Source organism: Larkinella rosea (assembly GCF_003858635.1).
Lineage (GTDB): Bacteria > Bacteroidota > Bacteroidia > Cytophagales > Spirosomataceae > Larkinella > Larkinella rosea.
The window spans coordinates 20051-42590 of sequence record NZ_RQJO01000008.1 but is presented as its reverse complement, the minus strand read 5'-3'; the positions used below and the strand labels follow the sequence as shown (position 1 = coordinate 42590).

General features: G+C 50.0%; 22 protein-coding genes and 1 riboswitch. Of the genes, 14 read left to right on the top strand and 8 right to left on the bottom strand.

The window, feature by feature from the left end; all coding sequences use genetic code 11:
- Nucleotides 1-4 precede the first annotated feature (4 nt).
- The gene (locus EHT25_RS09050) at nucleotides 5-1408 is read left to right on the top strand and encodes a DUF5723 family protein (RefSeq protein ID WP_124873635.1); all 1404 of its coding nucleotides are present in this window, start codon (nucleotides 5-7) and stop codon (nucleotides 1406-1408) included.
- Nucleotides 1409-1479: 71 nt separating this feature from the next.
- Here the strand turns inward: EHT25_RS09050 and tpiA are convergent, their stop codons facing one another.
- Nucleotides 1480-2238 carry a triose-phosphate isomerase gene (gene tpiA / locus EHT25_RS09045; RefSeq protein WP_124873633.1) on the bottom strand — a complete coding sequence of 253 codons (759 nt, stop codon included), beginning with the start codon at nucleotides 2236-2238 and terminating at the stop codon, nucleotides 1480-1482.
- Between the two features lie 236 nt (nucleotides 2239-2474).
- On the opposite strand from tpiA, the gene EHT25_RS09040 reads away from it, so the two are divergent.
- Nucleotides 2475-3728, top strand: coding sequence for an aspartyl protease family protein (locus EHT25_RS09040; protein ID WP_124873631.1), 1254 nt, complete (start codon nucleotides 2475-2477; stop codon nucleotides 3726-3728).
- 139 nt (nucleotides 3729-3867) lie between these two features.
- On the opposite strand, the gene rpmB is transcribed toward EHT25_RS09040, so the two are convergent.
- The gene (rpmB, locus tag EHT25_RS09035; RefSeq protein ID WP_124873629.1) at nucleotides 3868-4107 is read right to left on the bottom strand and encodes a 50S ribosomal protein L28; all 240 of its coding nucleotides are present in this window, start codon (nucleotides 4105-4107) and stop codon (nucleotides 3868-3870) included.
- 140 nt (nucleotides 4108-4247) lie between these two features.
- The gene (locus EHT25_RS32630; protein WP_185731319.1) at nucleotides 4248-4415 is read right to left on the bottom strand and encodes a C1orf53 family protein; all 168 of its coding nucleotides are present in this window, start codon (nucleotides 4413-4415) and stop codon (nucleotides 4248-4250) included.
- A 113-nt stretch (nucleotides 4416-4528) separates the two neighbouring features.
- Here EHT25_RS32630 and rocD point away from each other — a divergent pair, with 113 nt between their 5' ends.
- The 4 genes from rocD (at nucleotide 4529) to EHT25_RS09015 (ending at nucleotide 8297) form a co-directional block, all read left to right on the top strand.
- Nucleotides 4529-5779 carry an ornithine--oxo-acid transaminase gene (gene rocD, locus EHT25_RS09030; protein ID WP_124873627.1) on the top strand — a complete coding sequence of 417 codons (1251 nt, stop codon included), beginning with the start codon at nucleotides 4529-4531 and terminating at the stop codon, nucleotides 5777-5779.
- Between the two features lie 265 nt (nucleotides 5780-6044).
- Entirely contained in the window at nucleotides 6045-6617 is a 573-nt protein-coding gene (locus EHT25_RS09025; protein WP_124873625.1) for an RNA polymerase sigma factor, read from the top strand.
- Nucleotides 6618-6682: 65 nt separating this feature from the next.
- The gene (locus EHT25_RS09020) at nucleotides 6683-7264 is read left to right on the top strand and encodes a hypothetical protein (RefSeq protein WP_310588743.1); all 582 of its coding nucleotides are present in this window, start codon (nucleotides 6683-6685) and stop codon (nucleotides 7262-7264) included.
- Nucleotides 7239-8297, top strand: coding sequence for a hypothetical protein (locus tag EHT25_RS09015; protein WP_229311485.1), 1059 nt, complete (start codon nucleotides 7239-7241; stop codon nucleotides 8295-8297). Before EHT25_RS09020 ends, EHT25_RS09015 begins: the two co-directional genes overlap by 26 nt.
- Before the next feature lie 8 nt (nucleotides 8298-8305).
- Here the strand turns inward: EHT25_RS09015 and EHT25_RS09010 are convergent, their stop codons facing one another.
- The 3 genes from EHT25_RS09010 to lpdA all read right to left on the bottom strand — a co-directional run bounded on the left by EHT25_RS09010 (nucleotide 8306) and on the right by lpdA (nucleotide 12249).
- On the bottom strand, nucleotides 8306-8809 hold the full coding sequence (locus EHT25_RS09010; protein ID WP_124873623.1) for a cupin domain-containing protein: 504 nt from the start codon (nucleotides 8807-8809) through the stop codon (nucleotides 8306-8308).
- A gap of 148 nt (nucleotides 8810-8957) precedes the next feature.
- Nucleotides 8958-10643, bottom strand: a complete 1686-nt coding sequence (locus EHT25_RS09005) for a hypothetical protein (RefSeq protein WP_124873621.1) — start codon at nucleotides 10641-10643, stop codon at nucleotides 8958-8960.
- Between the two features lie 205 nt (nucleotides 10644-10848).
- Nucleotides 10849-12249, bottom strand: coding sequence for a dihydrolipoyl dehydrogenase (gene lpdA, locus EHT25_RS09000; protein ID WP_124873619.1), 1401 nt, complete (start codon nucleotides 12247-12249; stop codon nucleotides 10849-10851).
- 200 nt (nucleotides 12250-12449) lie between these two features.
- Here lpdA and EHT25_RS08995 point away from each other — a divergent pair, with 200 nt between their 5' ends.
- The 3 genes from EHT25_RS08995 (at nucleotide 12450) to EHT25_RS08985 (ending at nucleotide 15323) form a co-directional block, all read left to right on the top strand.
- Nucleotides 12450-13295, top strand: a complete 846-nt coding sequence (locus EHT25_RS08995) for an RpnC/YadD family protein (protein ID WP_124873617.1) — start codon at nucleotides 12450-12452, stop codon at nucleotides 13293-13295.
- A 131-nt stretch (nucleotides 13296-13426) separates the two neighbouring features.
- Nucleotides 13427-14504 (top strand): peptide chain release factor 2 gene (gene prfB, locus EHT25_RS08990; protein WP_124873615.1). Its coding sequence is split into 2 segments (ribosomal slippage): nucleotides 13427-13486 and nucleotides 13488-14504, totalling 1077 coding nucleotides; the frame shifts between segments, so codons are not numbered across the junction.
- Nucleotides 14505-14564: 60 nt separating this feature from the next.
- Nucleotides 14565-15323 carry an alpha/beta fold hydrolase gene (locus tag EHT25_RS08985; protein ID WP_124876064.1) on the top strand — a complete coding sequence of 253 codons (759 nt, stop codon included), beginning with the start codon at nucleotides 14565-14567 and terminating at the stop codon, nucleotides 15321-15323.
- Here the strand turns inward: EHT25_RS08985 and EHT25_RS08980 are convergent.
- On the bottom strand, nucleotides 15315-15989 hold the full coding sequence (locus EHT25_RS08980; protein ID WP_124873613.1) for a TVP38/TMEM64 family protein: 675 nt from the start codon (nucleotides 15987-15989) through the stop codon (nucleotides 15315-15317). The two genes, EHT25_RS08985 and EHT25_RS08980, sit on opposite strands and share 9 nt — an antisense overlap.
- 66 nt (nucleotides 15990-16055) lie before the next feature.
- Here EHT25_RS08980 and EHT25_RS08975 point away from each other — a divergent pair, with 66 nt between their 5' ends.
- Nucleotides 16056-17198 (top strand): cystathionine gamma-synthase, encoded by a 1143-nt coding sequence (locus tag EHT25_RS08975; RefSeq protein WP_124873611.1) that lies wholly within the window; start codon nucleotides 16056-16058, stop codon nucleotides 17196-17198.
- A 115-nt stretch (nucleotides 17199-17313) separates the two neighbouring features.
- On the opposite strand, the gene EHT25_RS08970 is transcribed toward EHT25_RS08975, so the two are convergent.
- Nucleotides 17314-19695 carry a TonB-dependent receptor gene (locus EHT25_RS08970; protein ID WP_124873609.1) on the bottom strand — a complete coding sequence of 794 codons (2382 nt, stop codon included), beginning with the start codon at nucleotides 19693-19695 and terminating at the stop codon, nucleotides 17314-17316.
- A gap of 86 nt (nucleotides 19696-19781) precedes the next feature.
- Nucleotides 19782-19878: riboswitch (TPP riboswitch) on the bottom strand.
- A 170-nt stretch (nucleotides 19879-20048) separates the two neighbouring features.
- On the opposite strand from EHT25_RS08970, the gene EHT25_RS08965 reads away from it, so the two are divergent.
- The 4 genes from EHT25_RS08965 to EHT25_RS08950 all read left to right on the top strand — a co-directional run bounded on the left by EHT25_RS08965 (nucleotide 20049) and on the right by EHT25_RS08950 (nucleotide 22514).
- Complete coding sequence (locus EHT25_RS08965; protein ID WP_124873607.1) at nucleotides 20049-20990, top strand: ring-cleaving dioxygenase; 942 nt, start codon at nucleotides 20049-20051, stop codon at nucleotides 20988-20990.
- A 79-nt stretch (nucleotides 20991-21069) separates the two neighbouring features.
- Nucleotides 21070-21735 (top strand): alpha/beta hydrolase, encoded by a 666-nt coding sequence (locus EHT25_RS08960; protein WP_124873605.1) that lies wholly within the window; start codon nucleotides 21070-21072, stop codon nucleotides 21733-21735.
- 13 nt (nucleotides 21736-21748) lie between these two features.
- The gene (locus EHT25_RS08955) at nucleotides 21749-22045 is read left to right on the top strand and encodes a muconolactone Delta-isomerase family protein (RefSeq protein WP_124873603.1); all 297 of its coding nucleotides are present in this window, start codon (nucleotides 21749-21751) and stop codon (nucleotides 22043-22045) included.
- A gap of 31 nt (nucleotides 22046-22076) precedes the next feature.
- Nucleotides 22077-22514 carry a barstar family protein gene (locus tag EHT25_RS08950; RefSeq protein ID WP_124873601.1) on the top strand — a complete coding sequence of 146 codons (438 nt, stop codon included), beginning with the start codon at nucleotides 22077-22079 and terminating at the stop codon, nucleotides 22512-22514.
- Nucleotides 22515-22540 lie beyond the last annotated feature (26 nt).

Here is a 22540-nt window from a genome sequence, read left to right as displayed (position 1 = left end):
GTACATGAAGAACTATTTTTTGCGTTTAGCCCTGACCGGTTTGGTGGGTTCAGGTTCGCTGACGGTTTTGGCGCAGTATCAGCCGGGTTTGGTCAGCAGCAACTACGGCGGTATTCACCGGATGCTCCAGAATCCATCGTCCATTGCCGGGTCGCGGTACAAGTTTCAGGTCATCGCCTTTACCGGCACGTCTTCCGTCAATTCGTTATACACAAAATACGTATCGAAAGGCTTTTTCCAATCGCTTCAATTGCCTTACAGCCAAAGTCTTAGCTTACCACTTCGGACATTAGGCTCCATTACGAATGCGCCCAAAACAACTTCGTACTCCGAAATCCTGGGGCCGTCCGTATTGCTCAATATCGATGGTAACCAGACTATTGCGCTACACACGCGGCTGAAAAGTTTCCTCTACGGGTCGTCGTTGCCCGAAAATCTGACGGAAGCCTATCGAAACCGCCTTTTTTATAAAAACTTACAGCCATCCTCAGGAAGTTTTGATTTTAATCTGGCGCACAACAGTTATAGCGAAATCGGCCTGACGTACGGTTTGCAGGTTTTCGACGGACAATGGCACCGGCTGAATATCGGGGCAACGGTTCGGCGGCTCGTGGGCGCGCAACTGACGTATTTCAACGCACAAGGCAACTACGCCATTCGGCAGACCAACGGTGATACGGAAAAAACGCTGGATATCACCAACCTGGACTACGGGTTGAGCCAGACCACACCCCGCAAAGATTTTAGCCTGGGATCGGTTTTTTCCAGTGCCTACGGCAGCGGCTGGGGATTTGATCTGGGCGCTACGTACGAAATCGGCCGCCGAACCACCGGTCGGGGCTATAATTCTGAAACGCCGATGAAAGACCCGCGTCCGGCGTACTGGCTCCGCTTATCGGCGGCTTTGATGAATGGTGGAAGCATTACTTACCCGGCAGGGCAGTCGGTGACTGGCAGCGGCCCATTGACGTTTCAACAGGAAGAACTGGAAAAATTTGGCGATGCGCCAACGGATTACCTGACCACCAAAGCCGACACAAAACCGCAAACCTACAATCCTGGCAAAGTCGCTCTTTCGCGGATGCTGCACCTGGAAGCCGATATGCGGCTGGTGCCGTCTTTTTACGTCAACGGTTTGCTGATGAAAAATTTATCATCGGCTGCGCTGGTTCAGATGCCGGATATGCTGATTATTACGCCCCGCTTTGAAGATGAGGATGTCGAATTTGGTTTACCGATTTCCATCATTGGCCCCGATAGCCGGGTGGCCGTCGGTATGTCGACCCGGCTCGGCCCGATTACCCTCGGTTTCAGCGACATGGGGCGGCTTTTCAGTAAAAAAGGTGATAATCGCAGTTCGCTCGCCTGGATCGGCCTCTCGGTTTGGAAGTGGAGGCAGAAGGAGTAACGTAATGATGAACGATGAATTAATGTGTCAACCCATCCATCGTTCATCATTTATAATCCATCATTCTTTTTCTAGCTCTTCACTACAATCGTGAATTCCCGCGATTTCAGCGAGGCTCCGCCAATCAGACCGCCATCGACGTCGGGTTGGGCGAAGAGTTCGGCGGCATTTTTCTCGTTGGCGCTACCACCGTATAGGATGGACGTGTCGTTGGCTACTTCCTGACCGTATTTTCCGGCCAGATGTTCTCGCAACGCTGCGTGCATTTCCTGCGCCTGTTCCGACGAAGCGGTTAATCCCGTGCCGATAGCCCAGATGGGTTCGTAGGCAATGACAACACTTGCAAACTGTTCGGGCGTGAGATGGAACAGACTTTCGGTCAGCTGCGTCCGTACAAAATCAAAATGAACTCCACTCTGGCGTTGTTCCAGCGATTCGCCACAACAGAAAATCGGTGTTAGGCCATTTGCCAGCGCACTATTTACTTTCTCCGCCAGTTGCGCATTGGTTTCTCCGAAATACTGCCGCCGTTCGCTGTGGCCCAGAATGACGTAATTGATCCCGATTGACTTCAGCATCGGAGCGGAAATTTCGCCGGTATACGCACCGGAAGCCTTTTCGTGGCAATTCTGTGCGCCCAGTGCCACCCGCGTCTGACCTTCCAGATACGGTTTAAGCGTTGTCAGATAAATTGACGGCGTGCAGAGAACGACCTGAACATCGCCCGTTACCTCGTCTTTAATCATATTGACCACTTCCGAAACCAGCGCGACAGCCTCGTCGAGCGTCTTGTTCATCTTCCAGTTTCCGGCAACAATTTTCTTCCGCATTAGTAAATAGTTTATGGTTATAAACCCTGATTACGAGTGAAATACAAAAAGAAACAGCATCTACAAACTTTACTATTTCGTTTCACGTTCCACCACTCGCGGGGCGAAATTAGCGGTTTTTCAGCATCATTTTCCATTCAGATAAAAAGTATCAGAATTGTTAAGCAACGAATTGAAAAAAATTGTGTTATTAGACAAATTAGTTGTACCTTTCTTACGTATTCACAAAAGAGGCTATGAAGCTGTTTGTTATTTTCTTCGGAATATTGCTTTGCTGGCAGGAGGTGTCAGCGGGCAACGACGAGCAGAGCGAACGATATGGTTATTTCATCACGAATAACCGCAAACAGACCCGAATTCCCTTCCAGCTGCATTCCAATCTGATCATTATTCCGATTCAGATCAACAATTCCGATACGCTGCATTTTATTCTGGATACGGGTGTTAGCTCGGTTATTATTACCGATCCGGCGGCCGTACGTCGGCAACCGCTGCGGTATACCCGGAAAGTAAAACTCTCCGGCGCGGGCGAAGGAGGGCAATTGATGGCATCAGTCGCCATCGACAACCTGCTGATGATGGGACAGATGCGGGCCACGCACCAGAACATCGTCGTTCTGGATGACGACATTCTCAAATTATCAGAATACGTCGGCGTCCCGATTCACGGTATTTTCGGCTACGAAATCTTCAACAATTTCGTGGTAACTATTGATTTTCAGCGGAAGGAACTGGTTTTAAACACGCCCAAAAACTACCGATACCGCCGGTCACACGGCACGCGTTATCCGATTGCCATTCAGGATACCAAACCGTATACCGACGTAATGGCGCTGCTCGAAAATGGCAAAACGCTGCCGATCCGGGTAGTGATTGATACAGGAGCGGGGCACGCGTTGCTCATCAATCGCAGCAATGGCGACGATATTCGGCTGCCAGATAAAGTGATCCGGGCGCAGTTGGGCCGTGGTTTGAGTGGCGTTATTAATGGGAGCCTGGGGCGGATCGAGAAAATTCGGCTGGGTAATTTTGAGATGGATAATGTCGTCGCGTCGTTTCCCGACAGTACGTCGTTTGGGTTAAAAATCGCGGAACATGCCGCGGAGCGTAACGGCAATCTGGGCTGTGAAATCCTGCGCCGGTTTCGGGTGACGTTTAATTATCAGGACAAATACATGGTGTTGAAACCCATCAAACGCATTCTGAAACAATCGTTCGAGCATGACATGAGCGGTTTGGAGCTGAAAGCGCGGGGAGACAACTTCCGGAATTATTACATCGAGAAGGTGATCGATGATTCGCCGGCCAGCCGGTCGGGTCTGAAAGACGGTGATGAAGTGCTGTTTATCAACAACATGCCCGCCGGTGATCTGAACGTGAGCGAAATCTACAAGATGCTGCAAAAGGGCGAAGGCAAGGAGATCAGCATCCTCGTCCGGCGCAACGGCAACATCATTTTTGCCCAATTTGCCTTAAAGAGAATGATCTAAAATAGTGCAAATGCGAAATGCAGACGAATGAATGTGAAAGCCGAAACTTTACATTTATTCGTCTGCATTTCGCATTTTACTACAAAGTGATTTCATCCATCGGGAAAAACCACTCGTAAAACCGTCAACCAGCGTCGATTTATACCGTCAGCGTGCCTTTGTTGTGGGCATCTTTCAATACGGCTTCAAGACCTTTCTTGTTGATGGTCCGCATGGCCGAAGTAGCAACCCTCAGCGTAACCCATGCTCCCTGTGACTCCAGGAAGAAGCGTTTCTTCTGCAAGTTGGGATAAAACTTCCGCTTTGTTCTATTGTTAGCGTGTGATACGTTATTACCAACCCGCGTCCGCTTTCCTGTAATTTGACAAACTCGTGCCATGACAATACCTGTTTCTGAATGAGCCTGCAAAATTGGGAAATAATTTATTCAAATACAACCCTAAGGAGTTAAAAGTTAAGAATTAAGCATGCCGAGTTGGCGGACGCACAAAACCGAACGCGCCCGCCAACTCGGCACGCTTAATTCTTAACTCCCCTCCAGGGGCAATGTTTGCAGCCATTTTTGCAGCAATAACCGCGCTTGAGGTGATACGACCTCGTAAAAACCAGATAACCCTGTTCATTGAAGTAATAATCGGCGTCGTTCAGACCGTCGACTTGGGGCTTTTTGGGATTCGTATCGGGCATTGTTTGTCGAACTGAGCAAGGAGTTGTATTTTTGAAGCCATTGGCTACCCATCAGCTTTGCCCGAAAAGTACGCATCTGCGGCCAATTTACCCACTACTTCCCGACTACGACTATGGAAACTCTACCTTCGGTAACGGCGACTCAACAGGCCATTGGCCTGGAATGGCACTACGGCGCGCATAATTATAAACCGGTTCCGGTGGTGCTAAACCGTGGGGAAGGCATTTTTCTCTGGGATGTGGAAGGCCGGAAATACTTTGATTTTCTGTCGGCCTACAGCGCCGTTAGTCAGGGCCATTGCCACCCACGGATTATCAATGCGCTCATCGAACAGGCGCAGCGTTTGACGCTGACGTCGCGGGCTTTTCATACGGATTTGCTGGGCGTGTGCGAAAAATACCTGTGTGATTATTTCGGGTATGATAAAGTACTGCTCATGAATTCGGGCGCAGAAGGGGGAGAAACGGCCCTGAAACTGACCCGGAAATGGGCCTATAAAGTAAAAGGCATTCCGCAGAACCAGGCGAAAACCGTCTATGCCACCGGTAATTTCTGGGGCCGGACGCTGGCGGCCATTTCATCCTCAACGGACCCGGAAAGTACGAACGATTACGGGCCACTCTTGCCGGGCTATCTCCTGATTCCGTATAACGATCTGAATGCGCTGGAGACTATTTTCCGCAGTGAACCAAACATTGCCGGTTTTATGGTGGAGCCGATTCAGGGCGAAGCCGGGGTTGTGGTGCCCGACGAAGGTTATCTGAAAGGCGTTCGGGAATTGTGTACGAAGTACAATGTGCTGTTCATTGCCGACGAAGTGCAAACCGGGATTGGTCGAACGGGCAAACGGTTGGCCTGCGACCACGAAGGGGTAAAACCGGATCTGCTCGTGCTGGGCAAGGCTCTCTCCGGCGGCACCATGCCGGTTTCGGCCGTTCTGGCGAGCAATGAGGTGATGCTGACCATCAAACCGGGTGAACACGGTTCGACGTACGGCGGCAATCCGCTGGCCTGCGCCGTCACGATGGAAGCGTTGCGGGTGGTTGAGGATGAAAAGCTGGCCGAAAATGCCGCGGCAATGGGGGAGGTGTTTCGCGATCGCATGAACGCGTTGATCGCTAAAACCGGGATGGTGAAACTGGTGCGCGGCAAAGGTCTGCTCAATGCGATTGTAATCGGTGAACACCCGGCTTACGGCGAAAAAACATCCTGGGAAATCTGCCTCCGGCTGAAAGACAAAGGCTTGCTTTGCAAACCGACCCACGGCGACAAAATCCGTTTTGCTCCGCCCCTGGTGATTACGGAAGAGCAAATGCACGAAGCCTGCGACCTGATTGAGCAGACGATTCTGGCGTTTGCGTAAACCCGCTATTTCAAAAAACCGGCTAACGGTTCATCGAAAATTTTAATTTTCTTACTTACTTTCTGCAACCACTGCCTGCGGGACTGGGAATACCGGCCCCATAGCGTGATTCCAACGTGCTTACGTTCCGGTAAAATTCGCAAAAAACGGCCACAACACCGGTTTTAGTACAACTTCCTGAAAAAAAATAAAAATCTGTGCAACGTTGCTATCAATCACTGTGTCATTGAGAAGAAAATTAGCCGCATCCGATTCCTCAGGCCGCTTGGAAACAAAGTTGTATATAGACCGACATGTCGAACTCGTAGAAAGGTGTAAACAAGGTGAAAGACGTGCTCAATACGAGTTGTATAAGCATTATTCAAAAGCCATGTTTAACGTCTGTATGCGCATCCTGAACCACGTAGCCGAGGCCGAGGATGTGTTGCAGGAAGCTTTTTTAGATGCCTTCAATAACCTTCATTCGTTCCGGAATCAATCGACGTTTGGAGCGTGGTTGAAGCAAATCGTGGTCAATCGGGCTATTAATCACCTTCGGAGCCGGAAAAGCCGCTCCGGATTGCAGTGGGTCGATTTCGACTCGCAGCATCTGGGCGAGGAGGACGGCCTGGATGTGGCCGATACGGAACCGTACGACGAGGAAGGTATCCAGCTGGAAGTGGATCGGGTGCGCCAAACCATGCAGGGGCTGCCGGAAGGCTATCGGGTGGTTTTATCGCTGTATTTGTTCGAAGGCTATGATCATGAGGAAATCGGAGCCGTGCTGGGCATCAGTGAAACCACTTCCCGAACACAGTACATGCGGGCCAAAAAGCGGCTTTTGGAGATGTTAAAATAAATTGTGATTGAGCGAACGAGTGATTGAGTGATATTCACTCATCCGCTCAATCGCGAATTCACTCAATGAAAATGATGAAAGACAAATTAGAACGATTTGTCCGGGACAACCGGGAAGATTTCGATGTATTTGAGCCGAGAGCGGATTTGTGGAAAGATTTGGAGAAAGGACTCGGACACAAAGAACGTCCGTTGTGGCAACGACCATTGGGATCGGGCTTTTCGACCTCCCGCCGAATGGTCTGGCAGATTGCCGCATCCATTGCGCTGATTGTCGGTCTGGGCGGTTTCTGGTATTTCAATCACCAGTACGGCGTGACCGAACAGCCCGATGTGGTGGCTTTTAACCCAACCTACGCTCGTACGGTACAGCAATATACCCGTCTGATTGAGGACAAACGGGGCGAATTAAAAACCGTAACGGAAAATAATCCGGCTCTGTATCAACAGTTTGCGTCTGATTTCGATCGGCTGGAAAAAACCTATCAAAGCTTAAAGCAGGAACTTCCGAAAACGCCCAATCAGGAAATGATGATTCAGGCGATGGTCGAGAACCTGAAAACCCAGATCGACTTGCTCAACCAGCAGTTGATGATTATTCAACGTATTAAGCAACAAAGCAATGAAACGAATAAAATTCCTGTTTAATTTTCTGTTCATCGGCATTGTAACCGTCGGCATCGCAACCGCCGACAATGAAGTCCAGAGTGAGCGGAAAAAGACGATCGTCAAAGTCTACGACGTGACGTCTAAAGATCACTTAATGATTGAAAATCAGTTCGGTAACGTCAATATTAATTTGTGGAACCGGGATGAAATCCGGGTAGATATCACCATCAAAGCGAGTTCCAGCTCGGACGAACGTGTTCAGAAGTACCTTGATGCCGTTGAAATCAGCGAAAAACGCAATGGCGACCAGATTGTCCTGAAAACCAACATCGACAAAAGTGGTTTTGGCGGCAACTGGATTATGAATCGCAACAAAGACGGGGATAAAAACTACGTTCAGATTGATTATCAGGTATCTATGCCGAAAACCAATGCACTGGCCGTCAAAAATTCGTTCGGCAACACCACCATTCCGACGTTTAGCGCGCCTTTAACCATTAACCAGCAATACGGTAATTTCTCGACAACCGAACTGAACGGCAATCAGGTCGATGTGGATGTACGGTTCGGAAAAGCCGATATCCACGAAATGGAAGACGGAAAATTGAACATTCAGTATTCCAAACTTCAGTTGGAAAAAGCCAAGAACATCAACCTGAACAACCAGTTCGGCGGGATGTGGATCGGCGAAGTGGGTCGGCTGGACGGAAAAATCGGTTACTCAGGCGCCAAAATCGGCACCGTCAAACAGTCCTGCAACATCAAGCTGGATTTCTCGGGCGGTTTTAAAATCGACCAACTGAATAAATCCGTCGATAACGTTGACATTCAGGCCAGTTACTCGTCGGTGGTGTTACCGATGGCCGACGTCAATGACTATAATTTCGACGTGACGGTCAGCTACGGCGGTTTTAAGTATCCTTCCGATGGCCGGATCATGATGACCGCTCAACCCAGCGAAGATGATAATCGGGGCCCTAAACTGACGAAGCAATACAGTGGTAAAGTAGGCAAAGGCACGGCCACCAAAGTGCGCGTCACCTCAAAATTTGGCGAAGTAAAATTCCAGTAAGTCGCTGATTAATGGGTCAATAACTCAATTACTTCCCGATGCTGCGGGTACGCTTCCGCGAAGTCTGCGCGGTTTGCCAGTTCAAAATCCGCAAAATCGAACCCCGGCGCCACGGTGCAGCCTACCAGCGAATAAACCGAGTCTGCGGCTGGTTTCGAGCCAAACCAGCACCCGGCCGGAACCACCGCCTGAAACACCTCACCCCGGGTCGGATCGTTGCCCAACCGAATGGTTTCCAATTCGCCCGACGGATGAATGACGTACACATTTAGCGGACCACCGGCGTAAAAATGCCACATTTCGTCAGCCTGAATCCGGTGTAAAGCCGAGATATGGTGGTTTTCCAGTAAAAAGTAAATACCGGTGCTGAAACTCCGGTCGCCGGAAAACCGGTCGGGCAATGCTTCGTGCGGTATTTTCTCGGTAGATCGGTAGGTTTCCGCAAAATAACCCCCTTCGGGATGGGCCAGCATCCGGTACGCATCTATCCAGTATTGGGCGGAAAAATTCATAAGTAGGTATAGTGTTCTGTCCGTATCAGGTAGCAAATATGCTCGAATTAAGGCATAGAAACTGCTCCTGATGGCTAAATAGTTAAAACGTCCTATTCGGGTAACGGTTTTTGTTACCCGAATAGGACAAAATGAAAGATTGCGGTTTTTAATTCGATACGCAGTTCCGAATCAACTGCCTGAAGGCTTCGGCCACATAGCGGCCTTTTTCAATATCACCAATCTGGATTTTTACGGTGTGGACATAATCGGAAGGCTTTCCGTCTTTGTAGGTTTTAACCAGTTTCTCCTTGCCTTTGGTCACCAGGCTGACGTAGACGTGCTTGCCATCCACATCAAAGTTAGTTGCGTCAGCGTTCAGGTCTTTCAACGCCAGATCGTACACGAGCTCCGATACTTTCTTGCCGCCCTGCGTTACCGTCAATTTCAGGTCGCAGGTACCGTTGTCGGTGGTCAGCGCGTACGAGGTAGGTTCTTTTTCGCCCAGGTCTTTCGGCAGTTGTTCCTTGATCCAATCCAGTCGGGCCTGCTGGCTGCCGGTCGGCACCGGGCTTTTCCGGGAAAGCGCACACAACTGCACAGCTTTCTCAAACGCCTGCGACATATACCGGACATTCTCCAGGTTATCAGCCGCTAATTCCATTTGAGAGACATAATTCTGACGAACGCCGTTTTTGGTGTATCCGATAAACCGGCGGTTGTCGCGCGTTTTCAACTCGATGGTATACAGCTCTTTATCGACGCCCAGTTTCGCGCCTTTTTCGGCCAGATCGGCCAGATTGAATTCGTAGACTTCCTCCGTATTGTTTTTATTGTATGTTTCGCGCCGGGTATAGGTACAGATGCAATCCGGTTTCAGCGTTTGCTCAATCGTGCGGTCGTTCGTTTTGGCTGCCTGCAAGCTCGATTCCAGGTATTTCTGAGCACTCGCCATGTTGGCAAAAACCGGTTTCCGGGACTCCAGCTGTTTAACCGCCAGGGGAATCAGTTTGCGCCAGGCTGCGGCCATATCGCGAATTTTGTCTGCATCCCCGCTGATGATTTCAAACGTCTGAACGACATTATCCAGCTTGCCATCTTTGGCATACCCCATCAGCTTTTGCTTCTGCTGCGTCACCAGCGACAGTTCCAGCCGTTTGCCTTTGGTTTCAATCTGCAAGCCCTCCAGCGCCAGGTCGCCGAGGTTGAACGAATACGTTTCGGAAGAAGCCGAGCCTTTCGCGCTCACTTCGCTCCGGCGAAAAACCGCCCGCAACGGATTGTCGTAGTCAAACGTCAGGGCCTGTTCATATTTGTCATTGCCAATGGCTTCGTTGCCGATATTGGTTTTCAGCCAGGTCCGCAACTCGTCCAGCGTTTCCGGCGTCCGGGCCGGTTTGTAGGCTTTTTCAGCCGCCTGAATCACTTTTTTCAGGGACTCGACCAGGGCTTTGGCGATGTCCGGATTATCGGCGTAGAGTTTGACCCGATCCGTCAGGTTTTTCAGTTCGCCATTTTCGCTGTAGCGGACAAATTTCCGGTGCTGTTTTGTGTCCGCCATAACCGCAATCACGTCGCGCTCCACCTTATACGTCACCGTTGAAACGTCCAGATCCGACAGATTCAAAAAGTACGTATTTTCGTCGCCTTTGCCTTTATCGCTGGTTTTGGTGACCGAAAACGTAGCCCGGTAATTCGGCTGGGAAGCTTCGATTTTCTGAACGAACTGGGCATTACCGGTTTTGACCGGTTGGAGTTGGGTCGAGACGCCGGCCAGCGGGCCGGTCATGAGGTCTTGGGCATTGGCCGCTACGGAGAACGTAACCGCCAACCAGAACAGTACTGGTTTTTTCATGATCGTTTAGTCGTATTTGTTGTTAATGGGCGGTTTTGAAAACCGTACAACAAAAGTAAACGACCCGGCGCCGTAGGAAAGGTGACTTATCGGCAAACGGAAAAACCGCCTTATCAACTGTGCATTTTGCCGACTGAATCGTAAAAGCAAAAACCCCACAACGAGTGTTGCGGGGTTTTCAAAAACAAGACTTTATGTAATTGACTTAGAGGTGAATCGCTTCGCCGTAAGCCGCTTCCGTCGCGTCTTTGATGGACTCTGAAATGGTCGGGTGGGGGTGAACCGCTTTCAGGATTTCGTGACCGGTGGTTTCCAGACGACGAGCTGCAACGACTTCCGCCACGATTTCCGTCACGTTATAGCCGATGAAGTGAGCGCCCAGCCACTCGCCGTATTTTTTGTCGAAAATCACCTTCACAAACCCTTCCGGTGCTCCGGCGGCCTTGGCTTTCCCCGAAGCCGATAACGGGAATTTACCGACCAGAATGTCATAACCGGCTTCTTTGGCAGCCGCTTCCGTATAACCAACGGAGGCAATTTCCGGAGTACAATACGTACAACCTGGAATGTTGTTGTAATTCATTGGTTCGACATGATCCAGCCCGGCGATTTTTTCGACACAAATGATGGCTTCTGCCGACGCTACGTGGGCCAATGCCTGGCCTTTCGTACAGTCGCCGATGGCGTAATAGCCGTCCACGTTCGTGCGGTAATAGTCGTCCGTCGTGATTTTACCACGCTCGGTTTTGATGCCGGTTTCTTCCAGACCGATGTTTTCGATGTTGGCCACCACGCCAGCCGCCGACAACACGGTTTCCACTTCGAACGTCTTCTCACCATCCGGTGTCTTGACGTACACTTTGCTCAGTTTGCCGCTCGTATCGACCTTCGTTACTTCCGAACTCGTGTAAATATCGACGCCTAGTTTCTTGTAGTTTTTGGCCAGTTCTTTCGAGATTTCCTCGTCTTCGACCGGCACAATTCGTGGCATAAACTCGACGATGGTTACCTTCGTACCCATTGACGCATAGACGTACGCAAACTCGACACCAATGGCGCCGGAACCGATCACCAGCAACGATTCGGGCTGTTTCGCCAATGACATGGCCTTACGGTATTCGATCACTTTTTCGCCATCGATCGGAACGGCGGGCAGGGCGCGGGCACGGCCACCGGTGGCAATGATGATGTGTTTCGCTTCGTATTCGGTGGTTTTGCCGTCTGCATCCGTCACGTCGATTTTCTTACCCGGTTTTACCTTTCCATTGCCGAGCAGTACATCGATTTTGTTTTTCCGCATCAGGAACGCAATCCCTTTGCTCATGGAGTCGGCCACCCCGCGGCTGCGCTTGATCACCGCCGGAAAATCCGGTTTGGCTTCGCCGTTTATCGTAATTCCGTAATTTTCAGAATGTTTGATGTATTCAAAAACCTGGGCGCTTTTCAGCAAGGCTTTGGTGGGAATACAGCCCCAGTTCAGGCAAATTCCACCCAGACTTTCGCGTTCGACAATGGCGGTTTTCATACCTAATTGCGACGCACGAATGGCAGCAACGTAGCCACCGGGGCCGCTGCCAAGAACAATTACATCATATTGTGATGCCATATTTGAGGAATGTTAATGAATAGGAAGAATTACCCGCACGGGCGATCCCGAGTGAACTCCATTAGGGGAACGCAAAGTTAGCCTGAAAAGTTGATTTACCACCCACTTCTACTCCGCTCCGGTTTTCAAACCCATTTTCCGGCATTACTTTCTTCGTCTGCTCCCGTCTAAGGTAGAAGCACGTTTCAAAACACGGACGTATGTCGCAGGATTATGATAAGATTTTCCGGGAGAATCTGGCGGCAATCATTTTGCCACTGGTTCGAAAAACCGTAGGATTAAATCCCATACACATCGAAAATCTGCCGGAGAAATTACAGCGAACCGTCGAGCGGATTCCCGATTTTTTAAAGAAAGTCGTTGATTCTGACAGCGATCCGTACATTCTGCACATCGAGATTCAAACCAGCGACACACCTGACATGGTGTACCGGATGCTGGAATATGCCGCAATGATGTTGCGGAAATATAAAATACTGGTTCGGCAATATGTCTTTTACATTGGCGAAGGTCACGCCCGAATGCCCGTTCGGTTAGAGACTGGAGCAGTTCATTTTAGCTATACACTGGTCAACCTGAGCGAAATACCGTATCAGCAATTTATTAACTCCACGAAACCGGAAGAACTGATTCTGACGGTTTTAGCCGATTTCCAGGCCGAAGAACCGCGCGAAATCGTCGGTCAGATTTTGCAGAAACTACACCAGGCAGCGCCCGACCATTTGCAATTGGGCAAATTCATCCGACAGTTGGAAATTTTGTCACAACTCCGTAATTTTCAATCAATCGTTTCAGAAGAAGCAGAAACCATGGCACACGGATTCGATATTACTATTGATCGGCTTTATAAAAAAGGCCGCGAGGAAGGGATAAAAGAAGGGGTTCGGGAGGGAACCGAAAGGGGAGTCCGACTTGGGCAAGAGCAGGCACAGCGAAAATTAATTCTCTCGGCTCTTCAAAAAAAGTTGTTATCCATCGAGCAGATTGCCGAACTCCTCGATGTTCCGCTAAAGCTGGTTCTCGACGTGCAACAAAAAGGCATTTAACCGGTTTTCTATTCAAATCGAAAGCGGATGATTTCATCCGCTTTTTTGTTGGGTTCGGATAGCGGTTTACAAAACCGTATCTTTGCAGGCTATAAAGCAGAATTTCATCATTCAATTATTGTTTCACGCATATGACGACCGACCAATTAAAGGACGTGAGGGCCAGAGTAGAGGCCCTGAGGGGGTATCTTTGACTACGATAGCAAGAAAGAACAACTCGCTGATTTAGAAGACCGTACCACCCAGCCCGAATTCTGGCAGGACGCCGAAGGGGCCGAGAAAACCATGAAGCAGGTCCGCGCTCTGAAAGGCTGGACGAACGGTTACGAACAGGTGGATTCGCTGGTAAGTGACCTCGAAACGTTGTACGAATTCTACGAAGCCGGTGACGTGACGGAAGAAGAAGTCGACGCGGAAGGTGAAAAAGTGAAAGCCGCCCTCGACGATCTGGAGCTGAAAAAAATGCTCAGCAACGAGGAAGATCAGCTCAGTGCGGTGTTGGAAATCAACTCCGGTGCCGGTGGAACCGAAAGCCAGGACTGGGCCGATATGCTCTACCGCATGTACCTGATGTGGTCCGAAAAACACGGCTACAAAGTCAAGCAGGTGGATTACCAGCCCGGCGACGGCGCGGGCATCAAGTCAGCCACGCTCGAAGTGGACGGACCGCTGGCCTACGGGTTTCTGAAATCGGAGAACGGCGTTCACCGGCTGGTTCGGATTTCGCCCTACGACGCCAACGCCCGTCGGCACACCTCATTTGCTTCCGTTTACGCCTATCCGCTCATCGACGATTCGATCGAGATTGAAGTCAATCCGGCGGACATCGACTGGGATACTTTCCGATCAGGAGGAGCTGGTGGTCAAAATGTTAACAAGGTAGAAACCGCCGTTCGTCTGCGTCACAAACCATCCGGTTTGATCATCGAATGTCAGCAGGAGCGGAGCCAGTTGCAGAATAAGGAAGTGGCCATGCGCTTGTTGAAATCGAAATTATACCAGATTGAGGTTGAAAAACGCAATGCGGCCCGGGCGGAAGTGGAAGCCAGCAAGAAGAAAATCGAGTGGGGCTCGCAAATCCGCAGTTACGTTTTGGACGACCGTCGGGTGAAAGATCACCGCACCGGTTTTCAGACGTCCAATACCGAAGCGGTTTTGAACGGCGATCTGGACGGTTTTATCAAATCATACCTGCTGATGCAGGATTAATAGCAAAGTCCCCGACGGTTTCTGGCTTGTCGGGGACATTCGTTTATTGTATGTTTGGCGATGCTTCCGGTTTTCAAGCTGTCAAACGGCCCCATTCCTTTATTGGCTTTTCACGGAATTGGTCAGGATCACCGGGCCTTTAAACCCCTGGCGCAGGCTCTGGAAGGGCGGTATGCCATTTATGCCTTCGATCTGTTTTTTCACGGCGCCCACACCGCTCAGGTTACCGACGACGTACTCACCAAAACCCGGTTTCAGGAAATTATTCGGTCTTTTTTAGATCAGCATCAGATTGGGCGGTTTGCGGTAATCGGTTTCAGCATGGGCGGCCGGTTTGCGCTGGCCACGGCCGAAACTTTTACGCAGCAATTGGATGAATTAATTTTATTAGCGCCCGACGGAATTACAATCAGTCCCTGGTTTCGGATGGCGACGAGCACCGGTTTCGGTCGGCAACTTTTCCGGTATTTTCTGAAACACATGCCGCTGCTGCACCGGTTTGGAATGGTTTTTCTGTCGCTTGGCCTGCTCAATCGTAGTGTCTTGCGGTTTGCCGAAAGCACATTGGCCACACCAGAGCAACGCGAATCGGTATATAACTCCTGGAGCTATTTCCGAAAACTCCATTTTAACCATCCAAAACTCGCCGAATCACTGAACAATCATCCCGTGCGGATTCGGTTTTTTGTCGGTTTTTTCGATCAGGTTTTGCCCGTTTCGTTCATTAAGCCTTTAACTCGTCGGTTGCAATCCTACGAACTGACGGTTTTGAAAACCGGTCATAATCGATTGATCGAGAAAGTGGCGAAGCTATTTTAACGTTCGGTTCAAAACCGCAAACAGCCCAAGAACGGACGCCAGCAACAGAACGCCAATTAACAATTGCGTCTCGTTTCCGGCATTCGGATTCTCGACCAGCGTCCGGATTTCTTTGGCTTGTTGTGCCGTCCAAACCGCGATCAGCGTCCGTGGAATCATCCCCAGAAAACCGCCCAACAGAATATTCCGCAGCCGAGCGCCCGACAGCGCAAAAACCAGATTGGTAACGGCAAACGGCAAAACCGGTGATAATTTTGTAAAGAAAATCACTTTCAATTCCTGCCCCCGAATGCGTTCCAACACGTTTTTGGCCTTCGGATTTTGCTCAATAAACCGCACAAACCGGTCCTGATCAAGCCAGTTGATCAATCTGTTCACCAACAAAATAGCCGCCATGTTCAGCGCAAATAGCGGTAACAGCGAATTCCAGCCTAAAAAATAGCCGAAAATCAAGGCTAAAAAAGTCGGTGGTGTCAGCGCAAAGGTCGATGTCAGGCAACACGCCACTGTCAAAAGCAGCCATTCCCAGGCATTGAACTGCGCAACAACCGCTTCATTCGAAATCGTCAGGTAGGTTAGCGCTGAACTGAACAGGAGTGGGGCAACCGACAGAACCAACCCCGCCAGCGCCGGACCCGAAAATGCTTTGAATTGTCCCTTCTTCACGCGCCAAACTTACCGCTTTTTGCGGCAATGACTGGCACGGTTTGCAAAACCGTGTTACATTCGGGTATGAAATTCGCAACCAAAGCCATCCACGCCGGCATCGAACCGGACCCCACGACAGGCGCCATCATGACGCCGATTTACCAGACTTCGACCTACGTGCAGGAATCGCCGGGCAAACACAAAGGCTACGAATACGCCCGGACGCAAAACCCGACCCGGACGGTTTTGCAAAATAACCTGGCTGCGCTCGAAAACGGCAAACACGGTATTTGCTACGCGTCCGGACTGGCGGCCACCGACGCCATTCTGAAGCTTTTCAAACCCGGCGACGAGATTATTGCCAGCAACGATCTGTATGGCGGAACCTACCGAATCATGGTGCGGGTATTTCAGGAATACGGCTTGAAATTCAAGTTCATCGGGCTGGAAAATCCGGCCGCGCTGGAAACCGCGATTACGCCCGAAACGAAGATGGTCTGGATCGAAACGCCGACGAATCCGTTGCTGAGAATCGTTGATATTGAGGCCATTGCCAAAATCACCAAAGCAAAAAATACGCTGCTGGCGGTCGATAATACGTTTGCGTCGCCCTATCTGCAAAATCCGCTGGATCTGGGTGCCGATCTTGTGATGCACTCGGTGACGAAATACCTCGGCGGTCATTCGGATACGGTCATGGGCGCCATTGTTCTGAACGACGACGAATTGACTAAACGACTCGAATTTATCCAGAATGCGTGTGGGGCGGTGCCGGGGCCACAGGATTGTTTTCTGGTGCTTCGCGGCATCAAAACGCTGCACATCCGGATGCAGCGGCATTGCGAAAACGCGCTGCAAATTGCTCAATACCTGAGCCAGCATCCGAAAGTTAGTCAGGTAAATTACCCCGGTCTGGAAACCCATCCGCAGCACGAACTGGCGAAGCAGCAAATGCGCGGTTTTGGCGGTATGGTGTCGTTCGAACTCCACGGCGATTCACTGCCGGAAGCCATCAACGTGATGGAAAGTTTTAAAGTCTTTTCACTGGGCGAATCGCTCGGCGGTGTCGAGTCGCTCTGCACGCACCCGGCTTCCATGACCCACGCCAGCATTCCGAAAGAAGAACGCGAAAAGAACGGCCTGAAGGATACGCTGATTCGTTTAAGCGTTGGGATTGAAGATGTTGAGGATTTGATCGAGGATCTGAAGCAGGCAATCGGACTATGATTACGGTGATTTACATGATTACGGTGATTAAAAAGGATTTTATTGATTTAAATGCTCGCTGCGATAAAACCCTGTCGACCCAATTTAATCACCGTAATCATGTAAATCACCGTAATCATAGTCTAATTCTCACTCCCGCCAGAAAATTCCGCCCCGCTTGCGGAAAGTAAAAATTCTCCGTAGCGGTTTTCCCTTCGGAAATGTAACTGAACGTGTAACCATTCGATTCGTACAATTCACTCAGCACATTATTCAGCAGAAACGTGAACGAAATTTCGTTCATTTTCTTCGGTTTGATGGTGTAAATAAACCGCAGGTCATTGACAAAATACGCGTCCAGTTTGCGGTTTTCGCTGGACGTATTGTCCAGGTATTGCTTCCCGACAAATTTCGATAACAGTCCGATTTCCAGCCCTTTCGCGGGTGTGTACAGCAATTGCGAGCCTACAATGGTGTTAGGTGCGAAGGCAATGTCGGTGTTGGAATAGTGGTTCACCTTCTGTTCGCCATTGTCGTAATTGTCCAGAAACTCCGTGAAGGTCTTGACTTTATTCTGGCTAAATGCTGCGTTTACGTTCCAGCGCAGATTTTTTGCCAAAACCGTTCCAAGCTCCAGTTCGATTCCGGCGCGGTAACTGCTCGGAATATTGACGCGGTTATAGGCTCCCACATCGTTGATCTGTCCGGTCAACACCAGTTCGTTTTTGTACTTCATGTAATACAAATTCGCCGAAAAAGCCATCCGCTGGGTTTGCAGTTTGTACCCGGCTTCCCAATCATTCAACATCTCGGCTTTCGGGCGACTGGCGGGCGTCGATTGTGTGTAATCATTGCGGTTTGGTTCGCGGTGGCCCACGCCGTAGGAAACATACACGTTGCTGCGGTCATTTAACGTATAGGTAAGCCCCGCTTTGGGGTTAAAAAACGTCAGATTAGCATCCTGCTGCACATTTTGAGCCTGCTGGTTAAAACCCAGAAACGAATAATCGACCTTCCGAACCTGCAAATCGACAAACGCATTCAGCCTGGATGTGAACTGATAAAACGCTTTGGCGTACAGGTTAAAATCGGTTTTGGTCGCGTCGTTGTCATAATACCGGTGCCGGATGTCGCCCGTGCTGGCAAACCGCGCCCAGATGACCTCGCCGTAATGCTTTCCCTGGTATTTATTCCAGCCACCGCCGATGTTGGCCGTCAGTTTCCCGAAACTGTTGTAATCCAGCGAAAAAACCGTTCCGTAAAAATCGTTGTCGAGCCATTGTCGACGAATCAGATCGGTTCGGCTGATGGTCGAATCGCGAATCACGATTGGCGGCAAACCGTAATCCGCCAGTTTGTTGCCGGCCCGGAATTGTTCGTAATACCCGCGGCCCTGCGTGTAATGCAGCGAAGCATTCAACCGCCAGTTTTTGCTCAATTCATGCGAACTAATCAACTGATAATGATCTTGTTGGTAATTGTCAACTTCGTTGTCGTAGGTGTACGAATTGTAGGTACGATTGGTTTTCAGCAGGTTCTCCGGAACGCCATTCCAGGACTGATACGTTTTTTCCATTCCCGAAAACACATTCAGGCGGACAAAACTTTTCTTGCCGTACCAGCCACCCGACACGTAAAACGACTTCAGATTGGACGACGCCCGATCGACAAAACCGTCGGACGTGATTCGGGAAAGCCGGGCGTCAACTACAAAATGCTCGTTCAATAGTCCGGAGCCCGCTTTTACAGTGGTTTTCAAGGTGTTGAATGATCCTGCCGAAATGTCCACTTCGCCGTAGGGATTTTTTTCAAAACTGTTGGTTTGCACATTGACCGACGCGCCGAAAGCACCCGCGCCGTTGGTCGAAGTGCCGACGCCCCGTTGAATCTGAATGCTGCTGACCGACGACGCCAGATCCGGCATATTGACCCAATAGGTTCCCTGCGACTCAGCATCGTTGTACGGTATTCCGTTGACCGTCACGTTAATCCGCGTTGCATCCGAGCCCCGAATCCGAAAACCGGTGTAGCCAACGCCCGCACCCGCATCGGAAGTCGTGACTAAAGACGGCGTAAAATTGAGAAGCAACGGAATGTCCTGACCCAGATTTTGCTTGTTCAGTTCCCGGCCCGAAACGTTCGTGTAGGCAATGGCCGATTTCTGATTCGCCCGCGTCGCGCTGACTACCACCTCATCCATAACAACAGCGGTTTTCGTCAGAGAAATCGTAATTTGCTCATTCTGATTGAGTTCGACGGTTTTTAAAACCGGTTCGTAGCCCAGCAGGGAAATGCGAAGTTGCGCGGAACCCGGTTTGAGATTGGTCAGGCGAAAAGCTCCGCTGGCGTCGGCAAACGTGCCTTTGAATGTGCCATCGACGGTGATTGCCGCGCCGGGCAAGGTGCCACCCTCGGCATCGCTGACGGTTCCGGAAATGGAGAATTGAGCCCAGGCGGGCAGGCATGACAGACAAAGTAATGCTGCCACACCAAGAAGATAGGCTGTAATCTTTTTCATATGTATGAAAAATTTACGTAGGCAAGGGGCCAACCTACCTTTTGGTTGTTTTGGTTGAATGTATGAAGTACACTGATCACGGACTAAAGTCCGTGGGTACGTTTCCCTTCGCCGGCATTACCCGGTGCAGGTTCAATGGGTATAATCTCAGCCCGTTGTTTTAAGGCACCCCTTATTAAGATTAGCGATGCAAAGGTAATGCATAAAACCGATCCTATTCATGAAAAAGGCATCTTTACCGAATTATTTAAAATGGATGAACTCAATTGGATTTTTAAATGTATATACATTAAATGTAACAACATTTAAAGATCAAACCAAAACTCATTATCCCAATTAACTGATAGTCAATCATGGAAACGCTCGTCAATGGATTACACCACGTTACGGCACTGGCCGGAGAAGCCCAACGTAACGTCGATTTTTATACTCATATTCTGGGTTTACGGCTAGTCAAAAAAACCATCAATTTCGATGCGCCGGACGTCTATCACCTGTATTACGGTGACGAAACCGGTTCTCCGGGCAGCATTTTGACGTTCTTTCCGTATGGGAAAAACATCCACCGGGGCCGTAAGGGTGGGGGACAACTGACCTACACGGCCTTTTCCATTCCGAGTGCGTCGCTGAATTACTGGATCAATCGGCTGAACGAATTCGACATTGCGCACACCGAACCACTGCAACGGTTTAATGAAACGTACCTGAGGTTTGAAGATTTCGACGGCATGGGCATTGAACTGGTGGCCAATGATGGTGACGAAAGACCGGGCTGGTCGAACGGTTTTATTCCGGCCGAACATGCGGTGAAAGGCTTTCATACCGTTACCTTAAACGAGTTCAATGTCGACGATACGGTAAAATTATTAACCGAATCGCTCGGTCATACGTTGGTAGTGGAAGAAGCCGGTCGATTCCGGTTTCAGGCCGGTAAAGGCGGTTCGGGCAATTATGTGGACGTACTGCATTCGCCCAACGACGTCCGCGGACAGCAGGGTGGGGGATCGGTTCACCACGTCGCGTTCTCGACGGATACCGACGAGTCGCAACTGGTTCTCCAGCATCAACTCCTGGAAGCTGGTTATCAGGTGACGCCCGTTCAGGACCGGAATTATTTCCACAGCATTTATTTCCGCGAACCGGGCGGTATTTTATTCGAAGTGGCCACCAATCCTCCGGGATTCTCCGTGGATGAACCGGTTGCAGAATTGGGTAAAACGCTTAAATTGCCGGAGTGGTACGAACCCCGTCGCGCAAAAATCGAAGCGGCTTTACCGAAAATTGAAGTGAAATAAGTGCCTTTTCCAGTCCGGTTTTGTCATTTCAGTTGTCTGAATTGGCATGACAAAACCGGAATAATCTTTAAAAGCCGCCATGATACACGATCCGAACAATTTTGTAACCGCCGGAAAACCGCTGGAAAAAGCCACGAAAGTGATGGTGATGATTCACGGGCGGGGCGCTCCGGCCCGGGACATTTTATCGCTTTCGAATCACATCGAGGACAAAGAATTTGCCTTTATTGCGCCACAGGCCAGTCAGAGTACATGGTATCCGTATTCGTTTCTGAGCCCGCTGGAACAGAACGAGCCGTATTTGTCATCGGCATTGCAGGTACTGAGCAGCATTCGCGCCCGCTTGCAAGCCGATTATAATTTCAAAACGCCCCAGATTTTCTGGCTCGGTTTTTCACAGGGCGCCTGTCTGGCGCTCGAGTATGTGGCCCGGAACGCGATGCCCTACGGCGGTGTTTTTGGCCTGAGTGGCGGTTTGATCGGCCCGCCGGGAACGCCCCGGCTTTACGAAGGCGAACTGGAAGAAACACCGGTTTTTCTGGGGTGCAGCGATATCGACCCGCACATCCCGAAAGAGCGCGTTATCGAGTCGGAAGGGGTGTTCCGGGCGATGGGCGCAGAGGTAAAGATGAAATTATATCCAAATTTTCCGCATTCCGTCAACGAAGATGAGCTAAAGATTGTTAACCAGTTAATTGCCGGTTCGCCAACGGCCGGTGCCACTGTCCGAGAATTGTACACCTAAAAAAGACCACGCCATGAGCCAGTTTATGGTAGAATTTGATCTTCCGGCCGAGATGACGGAAGAGTTCACGGTCAAAATTCCGCTGCAGCGGCTCAAAGTGAATGAGTTGATGGAAAGCGGAAAATTATTGACGTATGCTTTGTCCTACGACCGTCAGAAATTATGGTGCGTCGTGAAAGCCCAATCGGAGTTCGAAGCGATGGAAATCATTTCGGAATTTCCGCTGATCAAGTACATGGACCCGACCATTACGGAACTGATGTTCAATAATATCGTTTCGTTACGGATGCCCTTGTTTTCGTTGAATTAACTAATTTTGCCGTCTCATTTTCCGCTATTTCATGGCAAATTTTAGATTCGTTCAGTCGGATTCGGACCTGAAACCGTACGCTGATTTTCGAATGGCCCGAATCGACGGCCAAAAGGCGCAAACCCTGAAACAATTTTACGAGCAAATCGCCCGCGAACTCCGGTTTCCCGATCATTTCGAGTTCAACCTGGAGTCGCTTGATGAAGCGCTGAACGACCTGGATTGGCTCGACGACGATAAAATTGCGGTGTATATCACGCATTCGGATGCGTTTCTGTCGCAGGAAAAAAGTGAAGCCAAGAAAGTCGAATTATTGAATATACTGGACGTAGCCGCCGAAGATTGGAAGTGGGTCGATGAGGAAGAAGAGGGCGTAACACCCCGCCAGTTAGTGATCCTGTTCCAGCCCGCCGATACGTTGATTGCTCTGTTCGATAAAGAGGATTTTGCCTACGATCGCGCCATTTAATGTTGCAACAAAAACCGCTTACAAAC

Bases quoted from the DNA above. Each gene is read 5' to 3' on its own strand.
- EHT25_RS09050 (WP_124873635.1), top strand. From the start codon at position 5: ATGAAGAACTATTTTTTGCGTTTAGCCCTGACCGGTTTGGTGGGTTCA.
- tpiA (WP_124873633.1), bottom strand. From the start codon at position 2,238: ATGCGGAAGAAAATTGTTGCCGGAAACTGGAAGATGAACAAGACGCTC.
- EHT25_RS09040 (WP_124873631.1), top strand. From the start codon at position 2,475: ATGAAGCTGTTTGTTATTTTCTTCGGAATATTGCTTTGCTGGCAGGAG.
- rpmB (WP_124873629.1), bottom strand. From the start codon at position 4,107: ATGGCACGAGTTTGTCAAATTACAGGAAAGCGGACGCGGGTTGGTAAT.
- EHT25_RS32630 (WP_185731319.1), bottom strand. From the start codon at position 4,415: ATGCCCGATACGAATCCCAAAAAGCCCCAAGTCGACGGTCTGAACGAC.
- rocD (WP_124873627.1), top strand. From the start codon at position 4,529: ATGGAAACTCTACCTTCGGTAACGGCGACTCAACAGGCCATTGGCCTG.
- EHT25_RS09020 (WP_310588743.1), top strand. From the start codon at position 6,683: ATGAAAATGATGAAAGACAAATTAGAACGATTTGTCCGGGACAACCGG.
- EHT25_RS09015 (WP_229311485.1), top strand. From the start codon at position 7,239: ATGAAACGAATAAAATTCCTGTTTAATTTTCTGTTCATCGGCATTGTA.
- EHT25_RS09010 (WP_124873623.1), bottom strand. From the start codon at position 8,809: ATGAATTTTTCCGCCCAATACTGGATAGATGCGTACCGGATGCTGGCC.
- EHT25_RS09005 (WP_124873621.1), bottom strand. From the start codon at position 10,643: ATGAAAAAACCAGTACTGTTCTGGTTGGCGGTTACGTTCTCCGTAGCG.
- lpdA (WP_124873619.1), bottom strand. From the start codon at position 12,249: ATGGCATCACAATATGATGTAATTGTTCTTGGCAGCGGCCCCGGTGGC.
- EHT25_RS08995 (WP_124873617.1), top strand. From the start codon at position 12,450: ATGTCGCAGGATTATGATAAGATTTTCCGGGAGAATCTGGCGGCAATC.
- EHT25_RS08985 (WP_124876064.1), top strand. From the start codon at position 14,565: ATGCTTCCGGTTTTCAAGCTGTCAAACGGCCCCATTCCTTTATTGGCT.
- EHT25_RS08975 (WP_124873611.1), top strand. From the start codon at position 16,056: ATGAAATTCGCAACCAAAGCCATCCACGCCGGCATCGAACCGGACCCC.
- EHT25_RS08970 (WP_124873609.1), bottom strand. From the start codon at position 19,695: ATGAAAAAGATTACAGCCTATCTTCTTGGTGTGGCAGCATTACTTTGT.
- EHT25_RS08965 (WP_124873607.1), top strand. From the start codon at position 20,049: ATGGAAACGCTCGTCAATGGATTACACCACGTTACGGCACTGGCCGGA.
- EHT25_RS08960 (WP_124873605.1), top strand. From the start codon at position 21,070: ATGATACACGATCCGAACAATTTTGTAACCGCCGGAAAACCGCTGGAA.
- EHT25_RS08955 (WP_124873603.1), top strand. From the start codon at position 21,749: ATGAGCCAGTTTATGGTAGAATTTGATCTTCCGGCCGAGATGACGGAA.
- EHT25_RS08950 (WP_124873601.1), top strand. From the start codon at position 22,077: ATGGCAAATTTTAGATTCGTTCAGTCGGATTCGGACCTGAAACCGTAC.